This is a genomic window from Amycolatopsis sp. NPDC104863 (assembly GCF_055582965.1).
Genome location: NZ_JBVJOW010000001.1, coordinates 394,433 through 407,011, shown reverse-complemented (window position 1 = coordinate 407,011; position 12,579 = coordinate 394,433). Strand labels below are relative to the sequence as shown.

Below are 12,579 nucleotides of genomic sequence, written 5' to 3'. Positions count from 1 at the left end.
CGTTCACACGCTCCGATTTGCGCCCAACGCAATCATCTATTGCCAAAATTGCGTGGCATGAACACCGTCGCAGCTCCTAACTTCGGACTTGTCCCGAGTTCCCCGAAGAAGGAGCAAGACATGCACGTGTTCGTCACCGGAGCGACGGGGTGGATCGGCACGGCCGTCGTCAACGAGCTGCTCGGCGCCGGGCACGAGGTCACCGGCCTCGCCCGCTCGGACGACGCCGCGCTGGCCCTCGGCAAGAAGGGCGCGCGGGTCCGCCGCGGCGACCTCGACGACCTCGACGGCCTCCGCGACGGCGCGCTCGACGCCCACGCCGTGATCCACCTCGGCAACAAGCACGACTGGGCCAACCCCGCGGAGAACAACCGCACCGAGCGGGCCGCGATCGAGACGATGGCCGGCGCGCTCGCCGGCACCGACCGGCCGTTCCTGTTCGCCGGCGCGCTCGCGGGCCTGGTCCAGGGCCGGCCCGCGCTCGAGTCCGACGTCTCCCCCGCCGTCGGCCCGGACTCGATGCGCGGCGGTGGGGAGAACCTCGCGCTCGAGTACGTGGCCAAGGGTGTCCGGGTGGTCAGCGTGCGGTTTGCGCCGTCGGTGCACGGGGCCGGCGACCACGGGTTCCTGGCGGCCATCACCGCGGCGGCCCGCAAGCACGGCGTGTCCGCCTACCCCGGCGACGGCGCCACGGCGTGGTCCGCGGTCCACCGCCCGGCCGCGGCCCGGCTCGTCCGGCTCGGCCTGGAAAGCGCGCCTGCGGGGTCGCGGCTGCACGCCGTCGCCGAGGAAGCCGTGACGACGCGCGAGATCGCCGAAGCGGTCGGGCACACGCTCGACCTGCCGGTGGTGTCCGTCGAGCCGGAGCGAGCCGCGGAGCACTTCGGGTTTGTCGGCCGGTTCTTCGCGACCGACATGGCCGCGTCGAGCGCGGTCACCCGGGAGCTGCTCGGCTGGACACCGACCGGGCCGACGCTGGTCGAGGACATCAAAGCGGGTGCATACGCGTGAAGGCGACCGTGACGGCGTTCATGCTGGTCAAGACGACACCCGAGTGGCTGGCCCTGACCGTCGAGCAGCGGATCGAGGCCTTCCGCACCGAGGTCGTCCCGGTGGTCGAGGAAAAGACGGAGGGCGTCCGGTCGCGCTTCTACGACACCGAGTTCTACTCGGCGCGCGTGACCGACGTCTGGGTCTGGGAGGCCGTCGACCACGACGCCTACCAGCGCCTGGTCGACGCCCTGCGCGAAACCCCCTTCTGGGACCGGTACTTCGAAGTCGCCGAAATCCTCGTCGGGGTCGAAAACGGCTACGCCCGCACCTACGGGACGGACGCCGTCACGACCATCACCACCTAGAGGACAAAACCGGCGGGGAACGGGTCATCGGGATCGAGCAGGTAGGTGGCGGTCCCGGTGATCCAGGCCCGGCCGGAGAACTCCGGGACCACCGCCGGGACCCCGCCGACCGTCGTTTCGCCGACCAGCTCGCCGGTGAACGTCGTCCCGATGAAGGAGCTGTTCTCGAACGGCGTGTGCAGCGGCAGCTCGCCGCGCGCGTGCAGCTGGGCCATCCGGGCGGACGTGCCGGTGCCGCAGGGCGACCGGTCGAACCAGCCGGGGTGGATGGCCATGGCGTTGCGCGACACGCGCGCGTCCGAGCCCGGGGCGAGGAACTGGACGTGCTTGCAGCCGCCGATGAGCGGGTCGGCCGGGTGCTTCGGCGGCCGCTGCTCGTTGATCGCGCCCATGATCGCCAGGCCGGCGGCCAGGATCCGGTCCTTTTCGGACCGTTCGAACGGGATGTCCACTTGGGACAGGTCGAGGATGGCGTAGAAGTTGCCGCCGTAGGCGAGGTCGTAACGCACCTCGCCGAGGCCGGGCACGTCCACCACAGCGTCACGCTCGGCGAGGAAGGACGCGACGTTGCGGAGCTTGACCCGCTCGGCGTGTCCGTCGCGGACCGTGACCTCGGCGTGGACGAGCCCGGCCGGGGTGTCCAGGCGCACGACGGTCGTCGGCTCGGTCACCTCGACCATGCCGGTCTCGACCAGCACGGTGGCCACGCCGATCGTGCCGTGGCCGCACATCGGCAGGCAGCCGGAGACCTCGATGTAGACGACACCCCAGTCGGCGTCGTCGCGGCACGGCGGCTGCAGGATCGCGCCGCTCATCGCCGAATGCCCGCGCGGCTCGTGCATGAGGAACTGCCGGATGTGGTCGAGGTGCGCCATGAAGTACCGGCGGCGCTCGGCCATGGTGTCGCCGGGGATCGGGGCGACCCCGCCGGTCACCACCCGGGTCGGCATGCCCTCGGTGTGCGAGTCGACCGCCGTGATCGCGCGTGAGGACCGCACTACGCCACCCCCAGCGCGTCGAGCGCGCGGCCCATGTCGGCGCGGACCTGTTCGCGCTGGACGTCCGACAGCGGTCCCCGCGGCGGGCGGCACGGGCCGCCGTAGCGGCCGACCAGGTCCATGCCGAGCTTGATGGCCTGGACGAACTCGGTGCGCGAGTCCCACCGGAACGCGGCCACCAGCGGTTCGTACAGCGCCCTGGCCTCGTCGAGCTTGCCGGCGGTGGCGAGCTCGAACAGGCGCGCCGACTCGGCCGGGAAGACGTTGGGGAAGCCGGCGAACCAGCCGGTCGCGCCCATCAGCAGGCTCTCCAGGACGACGTCGTCGGCGCCGCTGATCACGGCCAGCTCCGGGGCGCGTTCGCGGATCTCCAGCACCCGCCGGACGTCCCCGGAGAACTCCTTGACGGCCACGACGTTGTCGATCTGCGCGATCTCTTCGAGAAGGTCTGGCGTGAGGTCGACCTTGGTGTCGAAGGGGTTGTTGTAGACCATCACCGGCAGGCCCACCGACGCCACGGCTTCGAAGTGGGCGACGACTTCGCGGCGGTTGGCGCGGTAGAGCGTCGGCGGGAGGCAGAGGACCCCGTGCGCGCCGTCTTCGGCCGCCGCTTCGGCCCAGTGCCGGGCCTGGTGCGCGCCGGGCCCGTGGACACCGACAACCACGATCCCGTCGGCGCCGACGGCCTCGATCGCGGTGCGGGCGACCCGGCGGCGTTCGTCGTCGGTGAGTGAGGAGTACTCGCCGAGGGAGCCGTTCGGGCCGACGCCGCGGCAGCCGTTGGCGACGAGCCAGCGGCAGTGCTCGGCGTAGGTGTCGTAGTCGACGGCCAGCCCGGCCGGGGCGGTGTCGTCGACCCGGTAGGGCAGCGCGGCCGCGACGACCACACCCCCGAGGTCGCGGGTGCTCATGGGTGGGTCTCCTTCGGGTCGGCGAGCTCGCCCAGGCGGATCGGCTGGGCGATCGGACGGTGGTGGCGCTCGGCGCCGCCGCGGAGCTCGGCGACGGCGGGGCCGCAGATCCGGCCCTGGCAGGGCCCGAGTCCGGCGCGGGTGCCGAGCTTGAGCGCGTGCGGGCCGGCGTCGGCCGCGTCTTTCAGGGCGCGGTAGGTGGTTTCCTCGCAGCGGCAGACGATCGTGTCGTCCCGCAGCCAGCCGGGCCAGGCGGCGCCGACCGGATGGGCCTTCGCGAGCCGGCTCGCGAAGACGCGGGCGCGGTCGCGTGCGTGGCGGAGTTCCGGGCTCGGCGTGCCCCCGGCGGCGGCGCACCCGGCGACCGCGCCTTCGGCCGCGGCTTTCAGCGCGCCGCCGATCCCGGTGATCTCCCCGGCGGCGAAGACGTTGGCGACGGTGGTGCGCTGGTCGTCGCGGACGCGGACAAAACCACCGTCGAGCTCGCACCCGGCGGCGACGGCCAGTTCGGGTTGGGGTGTGAAGCCGTGCCCGACGCAGACGGCGTCGACCTGGAAGGTCCTTTCGGTGCCGGGCACCACGGACCAGTCCGCGTGGACGCGGGCGGTGACGGCCTCGCGGACCCGGTCGTCTCCGCGAGCCTCGACGACGACGCGGCCGAAGCAGTACGGGACGCGGTGGCGGGCGAGCGTCGCCAGGTAGTGGGCCAGTTCGCCGGCCTTTTCGGTGTGGAGGCCCCATCCTTTGAGGACGGTCGTGGCGCGGTTGGCCTCGAGAACGGCCGCGACCTCGGCCCCGACGTCCAGGAGCGATTCGGCGACGGGCAGCAGGAAGGGCCCGGCCCCGGCGACGAGCACCCGCCGTCCGACGGCGACCCCGTCCCCCTTGGCCAGCGCCTGGGCGGCGCCCGCGGTGAAGACACCGGGGAGCTGCCAGCCGGGGAAGGGCAGGGTGCGGTCGTGGGCGCCGGTGGCGAGGACGAGTGCATCGGGCTCGAGGACGAGTTTTTCGCGGCCGGTTCCGTCGGGTTCGCCGCGCAGGACGTGGACTTTCCGGTTTTCGAGGGCCCAGACGGTGGTTTCGGGCAGCCAGGTGCAGCGCTCGGGCACCGGGCGGCGCGGCGTCCGGCCGGCTGGCTGCCGGACGGCGGGCAGGGTCCGGTGGAACTGACCGCCGGGGGCGTCGGCCTGGTCGAGAAGGGTGACTTCGGCCCCGGCGGCGAGCGCGTGTTCGGCGGCGGCGAGCCCGGCGGGCCCGGCGCCGACGACGAGGACGTGGGTCATGCGTCCTGCCTCGACTGGGTGCGGATGTCGTCCCCGTCGGCGGCCCGGCGACGGCAGGCCCGGACGTCGGGGACGCCGTTGACGGTGAGGAGGCAGTCGAAACAGGCGCCGATGCCGCAGAAGACCCCGCGCGGCGCGCCGGAACGGGTGGTGCGCCAGGAGGTCCGGCCCGCGGCGAGGAGGATCCCGGCGACGGTTTGGCCCGCGATGCCGGGGACGGGCACGCCGTCGACGGTGATGTGGATCGGGATGTCGATGCGGGGGATGGTCATGCTGCAGCCTCGGTGAGCAGGAGGTCCGCCGGATCTCCGGTGCAGGGGCGGATGCTCATGCCGCCGCCTCCGCCAGCACCGCCGGGCGGTTCACCGTGAACTCCCCCACCGGCATCGAAAGCTCCACCCCCGTCAACATCTCCCGCAGCAACCGCGCCGTCCCCACGCTCAAGCCGATTCCCGCGCCTTCATGCCCCGTCGCATGCCAGAGTCCTCCCAGCCGTGGATCCTCGCCGAGCACCGGCAGATGATCATCGACGTACGGCCGGAACCCGCCGTACACCCGCATCACCGCCGCATCCGCCAGGGCCGGGAACAGCCGCAGCGCCTTCGCCGCGATCGCGCTCAGGGCCGCCGGGTGCAGGCTCTCGTCGAAGCCCACGCGGCGGCGGGACGAGCCGATCAGCACCGTGCCGCCCCGGGTCGACTCCACCACCGCCGACGTCTGCAGCTCGCCCGCGTCCGAGCCGACCGCGCCGACGTAGTCCGCGTCGTACACCTTGTGGCGGACCACTCCCGGCATCGGCGTCGTCACCAGCACCTCGCCGCGCCGGGGCCGGACCGCGATGGGTGCGCCCAGCCGCTCCGAGACCGGCCCCGCCCACGGGCCCGCCGCGTTCACCACCACGTCCGCCGGGATCACCTCGCCCGCCGCGCGGACTCCGGTGATCCGGCCGCCGGTCACCACCGCGCCCGTCACCTCGGTCTCCGGACGCAGCCGCACCCCCGGGGCCGCGCGCAGCAGGGCCAGCGTCGCGCCGGCCGGCTGGACCTGGGCGTCCTCCGGGTAACGGACGGCCGCCGTCACCTCGCGGGTCAGCGCCGGTTCGGCCGCCGCCAGCTCCGCCGCCGACAGCGGCTCGGTCCGCACCCCCGCCGCCGCTTGTGCCGCGGCGAACGCGGTCAGCGCGGCCGCCCCGGCTTCGGTGGTCGCGACGACGATGCCGCCCTTCGGGTCGAACTCGCACTCCTCGCCGAGCGACGCCGCCAGCTCCGGCCACAACCGCGCCGACAGCTGCGCCAGCGCGAGCTCCGCTCCTGGCCCTTTGTCCGAGACGAGGAGGTTCCCTTCACCGTGCGAAGTGGTGCCACCCGCGGGCCGGCCACGGTCGACGACGACCACGTCGAACCCGGCCAGGCCGAGCTCCCGGGCGCAGGCCGCGCCGACGATGCCGGCCCCGATCACCACCACCCGCGTTCGGTTCATCGACCCTCCAGCGTTCGGTATAGCGAACGATCGGAGGGTAGATCTCCGGCGGGAAGGGTGTCAATCCTGCAGGACGGGGTGCGGGCGGCCGTCGAGCCGCTCGTCCGCGCGGTACTGCAGCAGCAGGACCGAATGCACCGGCGCCTCGAGCGCGGTGTAGCTGTGCGGCTCGCGGGCGTCGAAGGCGACGTAGTCCCCGGGCCCGAGCTCGACGGTCCGTCCGGCCACCTCGACCCGCAGCCCGCCGGTCTGCACGACGGTGTGCTCGATCCCGACGTGCCCCTGCGAGCGCTGCGGCGCATCCCCGCGGACGAGCTGGTCGTACACCTCGAACACGCTGTTGTCGGCTTCGATCCGGCGCAGCGGCCGCAGGTCGACACCCTCGCCGCGGAGCACCTCGACATCGGCGGCGCGCACCACGGTCAGGCCGCCGCGCGGCCGGTGGTCGAGCAGGTCGGAGATCGCCACCTCGAGGACCCGCGACAGGCTGAACACGGTCTCGATCGTCGGGTTCCCGGTGCCGGCCTCCAGCTGCGACAGCGTCGCCTTGCCGATGCCCGACTGCCGCGACAGCTCCGAAAGCGACAGCCCGCGCGCGGCCCGCGCCGCGCGCAGGTTCACCGCCAGCATGTCCCGGATGGACGGCCCGCCGTCTTCTGCCACCTTCTGCCCGCCGTTCGGTAAAGCGTACATCTTGCCGGTCCTCCGTTCGGCTTACCGATCGAAGCCAGCGTCATGATGCCACGTCGGGGCCGCTCAGCGTCGCCTCCAGCTTCGCGAGCAGGCCGGTGAGAGCGTCGTGCTCGGCCGCCGTCAGCGCGGCGATCAGGTCCGCTTCGTGGTCGAGTAGCCGGCGCACGGTCGTTTCGATCAGCTCGTGCCCGGCGTCGGTGAGCCGCACGGCGACCGCGCGCCGCGACGCCGCGGACGGCGACCGTTCGACGAGCCCCGCCTGCTCGGCGCGGGTGATGCGCTGCGAGATCGCGCCCGCGGTGACCAGCGTCCGGTGGGTGATCTCACGCGTCGTGAGCTCGTACGGCGGCCCGGCGCGCCGGATCACGCTCAGCAGGTCCAAAGTGGACGAATCGATGTCCAGTGCGGCGAGGGTGCGCCGCCGGTCGTCGGCGAGGAGCTTCGCGATGCGCCAGACCGGCGTGATGATCTCGATCGACCCGGTGCGCACGCCGGGCAGCTCCCGCTGCCAGGCCGCGGCGATGTCGGCCGCGGGCCACCGCAGGATCGCGTCCATCGGGTAGCCGTCGTTGGACATCCGCGCTCCCTCGTTGCTACGTTTAGAGCTAAACATAGCAGAGGAGGGCCTTCATGAGCCGGACAGTGCTGGTCACCGGCGGGAGCAACGGCCTCGGCAAGGCGGTGGCCGCCCGGTTCCGCGCGCACGGCGACACCGTGGTCGTCACCGGCCGCGACACCGAACGCCTCGGCCGCACCGCCGCGCAGCTCGACGTCCGCGCGATCCCGTGCGACGGCACCGATCCCGCGCAGGTCACGCACCTGGCGGACGAGCTGGGCCCGGACCTCGACGTCGTGGTCAACATGGCGGGCGGCAACACCGACTTCGTCCCCGCGGACACCACCGAGTCGGGTCTGGAGCAGGTGCTCTCGGCGTGGCGGGCGAACCTCGACGCCAACCTGCTCAGCGCCGTGCTCACGACCACGGCCGTGCTCGGCAAGCTGCGCCCGGGCGGCTCGATCGTCAACGTCGGGTCCATCGGCGCCGAGTACGCCGCAAGTTCTTACGGCGCCGCGAAAGCCGCGCTCGCGGCGTGGACCGCCGGGCTCTCGGCCCAGGTGGGCCCGAAGGGCCTGACCGCCAACCTGATCTCCCCCGGCTACATCGCCGAGACGGACTTCTTCCACGGCAAGCTCAGCGACCAGCGGCGCACGGCCCTGATCGGCAAGACCCACAACGGCCGCGCCGGACGGCCCGGCGACATCGCGGAAACGACGTTCTTCCTCGCCTCCGAGGGGGCGCGCCACATCACCGGCCAGACCCTGCACGTCAACGGCGGCGCGCACACCACCCGCTGAGCCTCAGCCGGCCCGGCGGGCGAAGACCATCCCGATGTCGGCCGCCTCCTGGACGGTGTCCTGCTGCGCCTCGACGGTGAAGCCGCGCGCGGTGAACACGTCGCGGACCAGGTCGCGGTTGCGCGCCCAGCCTTCGACCTCGACGACGGCCTGGCGCACCAGCGGCCAGTGCCGGTCTTCGATGCCCCGCAGCACGTCGAGCTCCGCGCCTTCGACGTCGACCTTGAGCAGGTCGATCGCGGTGATGGCGTGCTCGTCGAGGACCGCCGACAGCGGGCGGACGCGGACCCGGTGCGTCTCGAGCTCGCGCATCACCCGCAGCTTGCGGCCGACGAGCCCGCGCAGCACCGGGCCCGGGACCCGGCGCGCGGCCGGGCTGCCCTGGCGGATCATCTCGACGATGCTGGCCGTGACGCGCTTGCGTTCGGCTTCGACGTTGCCCGCGTCCCGCAGCGACGACGAGAAGATCGTCGCCGCCGGGAAGTAGCTGAACGAGAGCTCGTCCTCGGCCGCGGCGAGCCCGAACGGCAGCGCGGTCAGCCGGCCGCCGAAGAAGTCGCGGGCGTTGCGCGCCAAGGTCTCGTGGAGCGGCGGCAGCGGCTCGAAGGCGAAGATCCGCACGTCGCCGTCGAGCCGCTCGTAGACGGCGGCCGAGAAGACCCCGACGTTGGCCCCGACGTCCAGGACGGTCGCCCCGGGCGCGAGCTCGACGCCGTGGGCGAAGTAGCCGCCGACCTCCTCACGGAGGAAGGAGACTTCCCACGGGTTGATGCTGTGGAGGGCGATCGTGTCCATGGTCACGCGCAGAGGACTACCAGCACCGGCGGCCGAGGTCCAGCCTCCGGGCGGCCGACGGAACTTAAGTCGGGGTCGGCGCGCCGCCGCGGGTCCGCCTAGATTGGCGGCATGACCTCCACCGCCGAGAAGGCCACCCTCCTGCAGGAGCTGCACGCCGCGCCGGAGCTGCTGCTCGTTGTCAACGTCTGGGACGCGATCACCGCCAAGGTCGTCGCCGAAACCCCGGGCACGAAGGCCCTCGCGACCCCCAGCCACGGCATCGCCGCCTCGCGCGGCTACCCCGACGGCGAGAAGATCCCGCGCGACGAGATGATCGCCGAGGTCGCGCTGATCGTCCGGACGGCGGGCGACCTGCCGGTGTCGGCCGACCTCGAAGCCGGCTACGGCGACCCGGGCGGCACCATCGCCCGCGCGATCGAAGCGGGCGCGGTCGGCGCCAACCTGGAAGACCAGATGAAGCCGCTGGCCGACGCGGTGAAGGCGGTCGAAGCCGCCGTCGCGGCCGCGCAGTCGGCGGGCGTCGACTTCGTGCTCAACGCCCGCACCGACGCCTTCCTCAAGGTCGCCGACCCCGAAGAGGCGCTGGCCGAGCCCTCACCCGCGGCCGCGCGTACCTCGACGCGGGCGCGTCCAACTTCTTCGTCCCCGGCAAGCTCGACGAGAGCCAGGTCGCGCGGCTCGTCGAGGCGCTGGGCGAGCGCAAGGTCAACCTGATCGGCATCCCCGGCTCGATCCCGCTGGCCCGCGCGCAGGAGCTCGGCGTCTCCCGCGTGTCGTACGGCCCGTGGAGCCAGAACGTCGCCTTGACCGCCCTGGCCAAGCTGGCCGAGGACGTCTACGCCGGCGGCGGCCTGCCGGCGGACACCCGCAAGCTCAACTGAGGGCGGGGGTCACTCACCCTGCCGATTCAGCGTTCGGCGGCGCCGGACCAAGCACCACACGACCATCGGGACCCAAGCCGCGGTGGTGACGAGCAGCGTGCCGAGGACGCGGGCGCCGGCTCCGAACGAGGCGACGTGATCGGTGTTGCCGATGGCGAACACGACCGAGCCGGCCAGCCGCACACTCCATTCGAAAGCGGGCCAGCCGTTGTGGGGCGCCAGCCAGTCCCAGTCCGGCGGTCCCCACGTGAACACCGCGCTCGTCACCACCGCGTAGCACGCGCCACCGAGAAGAACCACGGTGGTTCCCGCGCGGTAGATCTCCCTGTCCACGACGACGACCAGCCAATACAAAAGCAACGCGGCGGCTCCGAAGAACATGCCCGAGACCAGCAGCTGCCACGGTCCCGCCCAAGACGACTTCGGAGGCCCCTGGAACGTGCTCTCGACCGTCGCGATCACGCCGAGCAGCGCGGTGACCCCGCCGGCGAACGCCCAGGACTCGGCCCAGTCGTGGCGTCGGCGGCGCGCCCGGACCGGGCCGCTGAACCGGTGGACCGGCGGCGGCTCACCGAGCCCGGTCTCCTGGTGTTCCGCGGCGGCCTTGACCGCGTTGATCATCTTGGCGGCTTCGTCGCCGCCGTACTCGACTCGGACCTTGCGCTCGCCGAGTTCGAGCTCGCCCCGCCACCCCTGCACCGACAGCGTCACGAGAGTGTCGTACGGGATGGAGCACGGGACCGGTTCGCTTCTCAAGACGACTTCCCGGTCGGTGAAAACAATCTTCTTCCTCCCGAACTCCGCCACCCCGATCACCTCGGACGAGACACGGGCCGAGCGGCCGACCGTCGAGAGAATCGATCGGTTGTCGCGAACGAAATACGGCGCGACGTCGATTTTTGTGCCGAACTCGGCGCAGTGCGCGAGAAGTGCGGCGCGGATCGCGGCCGCGCGGTGCTCGGCGTCACGCGGTGCAGTGCTGAGGCGGTAGATCTCCTCATCGCCCACCCACAGCCGGATGTCAGGTTCCGAGGTGACGTCCAGCCGGGCACGAGGTCCGGTGCGTCCGAGGGTGAATTCGCAGTTGACCAGGTTGATGCCGCGGTAAGCGCGCCGCCCGTCGTTGAGAACGACTGCGGCACTGTCGGACAGCGACCGGTACTCGACGAAGTACACCTCGTGGCCATCCGACACGCGCAGCAAACACCTCGATCCGCCGGTCCGGACACGTTCGGCCGTCCACCGCGACTGCGCTTGCCGAAGCGGTGCCGATGGCTTTTCCCGAGCGCCGGGGCGCCGGGCGATCACGATGTCCCCCTCACCCGCGAATTTCAGTTGCGGGGTGATGACGCCCCGCCGCGTCAGCCGCTCGTGGACTTGTGTGTACAACTCGCCGATCGTGAGGTGACCCGTGGCTTCGCCATGACGGAGGACATCGATGATCGCTTCGGTGAACGGGCTGGCCTTGTTCTTTTCGGCGTCACGGGCGAGTTGCGTGGCGCGGCTGCTGGCGAGGACGTAGCGGCCTCGCCCGGCGACTCCGGCCGCGATCTGCGGGACGGACTTGAACGCGCCGCTGTAGCAGCAGTCAAGCACGATGATCACGGTGGTGGCAGCGGACCGATCGATCATCGCGGTGATTTCGGCCGCGCCGAGCGCTGTTGTCAACAATCTTTCGTTCGTGTTCCGGGCGCACAGGTACAGGCCGCCGTTCACGTCGAGCAGACCGTGACCGCTGTAGTACACGAAGACGACGTCATCGCGCGCGGCGGTGGAGAACAGCGTGTCCAGTCCCTCCCGCAGCTCCTGGATCGCGTTGTCCACGAGTGGGACGACGTTCTCTCGCGGGAATAGCCCGACTTCGTCGTCGGTCAGTACCCGTCGCAGCTCCTTGACATCGGTGGCCGGCCCCTCGAGCTTCGCCAGTGAACGCGTGTCACCCGTGAAATGGCCGTTACCGATCAGCAGTGCGCGATAGTGTGGGTCGGCCGCCATCAGCGAGACCCGAGGCGCCTGCTCACGGCGTCGGTGAGCGTGCGGAACGAGGCCTGGTCGACGTTGGTGCCGGAGACCGTCACCGTGTGTTCGGCGCCGTCCTCGCCGGTCCAGGTCACCGACAACGTGCGAGTCTTGTCACGACTGAGCCACGCCCGGAAGCTCGCCACGGCAGCCGTGAGGGCACCGGACGAGCCGAGGGCAAGGATCACGGCGTCGGCCGCACCCTTCCCGCCGGGTACCGGGCGCCCCTCCCGCCGAACCGCACCGACCTCGTCGCGCAACGCGGTGTGCAGGGTCGAAACCTGGTCGAGCCAGCGCGGATCGTCCGGGTCGAACTTCTCCGTGCCTGCCGCGACAGTCAGTTCGGCGCTGCTCTCCACGTCTCCCCCAGTGGCTTGGATCGCCCCAGCATAGCGGCCTCGGTTCGGAAAAGGGGCCGCGCTCAAGGCCGCACCACGTCGACCCGCAGGCCGCCGTCCTCGTCGAGGACGGCGGCCACCCAGCCCTGGTGGGCGGGGGCGATCGAGTGCACTGTGGACAGTCGGAGGCCGGCAGCCGAGGAGCCCGCGGCGGTGGCACTGCCGTTCCCGTTGTGGGCCTGGGCATCGGGCCGGCCGCATGTTCGCGGCTTCGAAGTCCATTGTGGTCGGCGCGTTCGGGCTTTGCGTCGTCGTCGCCGGGGGGTTGAGCTCAGCTCGGGGGGGGGGGGGGGGGGGGGGGGGGGGGGGGGGGGGGTTTTTGCCCCCCCCCCCCCCCCCCCCGGGCCCCCTAACCAGAAAGAAAGAAAAAAACCACCGGAGCCCGTCCCTCCCTCGTGTTGTCCC

The 12,579-nt window shown here is 72.0% G+C and carries 13 protein-coding genes and 1 pseudogene; 4 read left to right on the top strand and 10 right to left on the bottom strand.

Going from position 1 to position 12,579, the window contains the following annotated elements; translation table 11 throughout:
- The first annotated feature begins 120 nt into the window (after nucleotides 1-120).
- Entirely contained in the window at nucleotides 121-1,011 is an 891-nt protein-coding gene (locus ACZ63J_RS01885) for an SDR family oxidoreductase (protein ID WP_465407969.1), read from the top strand.
- Nucleotides 1,008-1,358: a darcynin family protein gene (locus ACZ63J_RS01880; protein WP_465311767.1), complete on the top strand. Its 351-nt coding sequence runs from the start codon at nucleotides 1,008-1,010 to the stop codon at nucleotides 1,356-1,358. Before ACZ63J_RS01885 ends, ACZ63J_RS01880 begins: the two co-directional genes overlap by 4 nt.
- Here the strand turns inward: ACZ63J_RS01880 and ACZ63J_RS01875 are convergent.
- Genes ACZ63J_RS01875 through ACZ63J_RS01845 form a run of 7 tightly spaced genes read right to left on the bottom strand, consistent with a single transcriptional unit; the run spans nucleotide 1,355 to nucleotide 7,299 of the window.
- Nucleotides 1,355-2,356 (bottom strand): proline racemase family protein, encoded by a 1,002-nt coding sequence (locus tag ACZ63J_RS01875; protein ID WP_465407971.1) that lies wholly within the window; start codon nucleotides 2,354-2,356, stop codon nucleotides 1,355-1,357. The genes ACZ63J_RS01880 and ACZ63J_RS01875 overlap by 4 nt on opposite strands.
- The gene (locus tag ACZ63J_RS01870; RefSeq protein WP_465407973.1) at nucleotides 2,356-3,267 is read right to left on the bottom strand and encodes a dihydrodipicolinate synthase family protein; all 912 of its coding nucleotides are present in this window, start codon (nucleotides 3,265-3,267) and stop codon (nucleotides 2,356-2,358) included. The genes ACZ63J_RS01875 and ACZ63J_RS01870 overlap by 1 nt, the downstream gene beginning before the upstream one ends.
- A complete protein-coding gene (locus ACZ63J_RS01865; RefSeq protein WP_465407975.1) occupies nucleotides 3,264-4,550 on the bottom strand; it encodes an FAD/NAD(P)-dependent oxidoreductase in 1,287 nt (428 codons plus the stop codon). Before ACZ63J_RS01865 ends, ACZ63J_RS01870 begins: the two co-directional genes overlap by 4 nt.
- Nucleotides 4,547-4,822 carry a (2Fe-2S)-binding protein gene (locus ACZ63J_RS01860; RefSeq protein ID WP_465311771.1) on the bottom strand — a complete coding sequence of 92 codons (276 nt, stop codon included), beginning with the start codon at nucleotides 4,820-4,822 and terminating at the stop codon, nucleotides 4,547-4,549. The genes ACZ63J_RS01865 and ACZ63J_RS01860 overlap by 4 nt, the downstream gene beginning before the upstream one ends.
- Before the next feature lie 55 nt (nucleotides 4,823-4,877).
- Nucleotides 4,878-6,029, bottom strand: a complete 1,152-nt coding sequence (locus tag ACZ63J_RS01855; protein ID WP_465407977.1) for an NAD(P)/FAD-dependent oxidoreductase — start codon at nucleotides 6,027-6,029, stop codon at nucleotides 4,878-4,880.
- 60 nt (nucleotides 6,030-6,089) lie between these two features.
- Complete coding sequence (locus tag ACZ63J_RS01850) at nucleotides 6,090-6,722, bottom strand: helix-turn-helix domain-containing protein (protein WP_465407979.1); 633 nt, start codon at nucleotides 6,720-6,722, stop codon at nucleotides 6,090-6,092.
- A 40-nt stretch (nucleotides 6,723-6,762) separates the two neighbouring features.
- The gene (locus ACZ63J_RS01845) at nucleotides 6,763-7,299 is read right to left on the bottom strand and encodes a MarR family winged helix-turn-helix transcriptional regulator (protein ID WP_465407981.1); all 537 of its coding nucleotides are present in this window, start codon (nucleotides 7,297-7,299) and stop codon (nucleotides 6,763-6,765) included.
- A gap of 53 nt (nucleotides 7,300-7,352) precedes the next feature.
- Between ACZ63J_RS01845 and ACZ63J_RS01840 the strand changes: the two genes are divergently transcribed.
- A complete protein-coding gene (locus tag ACZ63J_RS01840) occupies nucleotides 7,353-8,078 on the top strand; it encodes an SDR family NAD(P)-dependent oxidoreductase (RefSeq protein WP_465407983.1) in 726 nt (241 codons plus the stop codon).
- 3 nt (nucleotides 8,079-8,081) lie between these two features.
- On the opposite strand, the gene ACZ63J_RS01835 is transcribed toward ACZ63J_RS01840, so the two are convergent.
- Entirely contained in the window at nucleotides 8,082-8,873 is a 792-nt protein-coding gene (locus ACZ63J_RS01835; RefSeq protein ID WP_465408030.1) for an FkbM family methyltransferase, read from the bottom strand.
- Between the two features lie 111 nt (nucleotides 8,874-8,984).
- Here ACZ63J_RS01835 and ACZ63J_RS01830 point away from each other — a divergent pair.
- A pseudogene (locus ACZ63J_RS01830) lies at nucleotides 8,985-9,757 on the top strand (isocitrate lyase/PEP mutase family protein).
- Between the two features lie 9 nt (nucleotides 9,758-9,766).
- Here the strand turns inward: ACZ63J_RS01830 and ACZ63J_RS01825 are convergent.
- Together ACZ63J_RS01825 and ACZ63J_RS01820 are read right to left on the bottom strand one after the other, a co-directional pair.
- Nucleotides 9,767-11,752: a caspase family protein gene (locus ACZ63J_RS01825; protein WP_465407985.1), complete on the bottom strand. Its 1,986-nt coding sequence runs from the start codon at nucleotides 11,750-11,752 to the stop codon at nucleotides 9,767-9,769.
- Nucleotides 11,752-12,135 (bottom strand): effector-associated constant component EACC1, encoded by a 384-nt coding sequence (locus tag ACZ63J_RS01820; RefSeq protein ID WP_465407987.1) that lies wholly within the window; start codon nucleotides 12,133-12,135, stop codon nucleotides 11,752-11,754. Before ACZ63J_RS01820 ends, ACZ63J_RS01825 begins: the two co-directional genes overlap by 1 nt.
- Nucleotides 12,136-12,579: the final 444 nt, after the last annotated feature.

Coding starts and splice junctions, on each gene's coding strand:
- ACZ63J_RS01860 (WP_465311771.1), bottom strand. CDS start 4,822: ATGACCATCCCCCGCATCGACATCCCGATCCACATCACCGTCGACGGC.
- ACZ63J_RS01850 (WP_465407979.1), bottom strand. CDS start 6,722: ATGTACGCTTTACCGAACGGCGGGCAGAAGGTGGCAGAAGACGGCGGG.
- ACZ63J_RS01845 (WP_465407981.1), bottom strand. CDS start 7,299: ATGTCCAACGACGGCTACCCGATGGACGCGATCCTGCGGTGGCCCGCG.
- ACZ63J_RS01835 (WP_465408030.1), bottom strand. CDS start 8,873: ATGGACACGATCGCCCTCCACAGCATCAACCCGTGGGAAGTCTCCTTC.
- ACZ63J_RS01825 (WP_465407985.1), bottom strand. CDS start 11,752: ATGGCGGCCGACCCACACTATCGCGCACTGCTGATCGGTAACGGCCAT.
- ACZ63J_RS01855 (WP_465407977.1), bottom strand. CDS start 6,029: ATGAACCGAACGCGGGTGGTGGTGATCGGGGCCGGCATCGTCGGCGCG.
- ACZ63J_RS01885 (WP_465407969.1), top strand. CDS start 121: ATGCACGTGTTCGTCACCGGAGCGACGGGGTGGATCGGCACGGCCGTC.
- ACZ63J_RS01865 (WP_465407975.1), bottom strand. CDS start 4,550: ATGACCCACGTCCTCGTCGTCGGCGCCGGGCCCGCCGGGCTCGCCGCC.
- ACZ63J_RS01840 (WP_465407983.1), top strand. CDS start 7,353: ATGAGCCGGACAGTGCTGGTCACCGGCGGGAGCAACGGCCTCGGCAAG.
- ACZ63J_RS01870 (WP_465407973.1), bottom strand. CDS start 3,267: ATGAGCACCCGCGACCTCGGGGGTGTGGTCGTCGCGGCCGCGCTGCCC.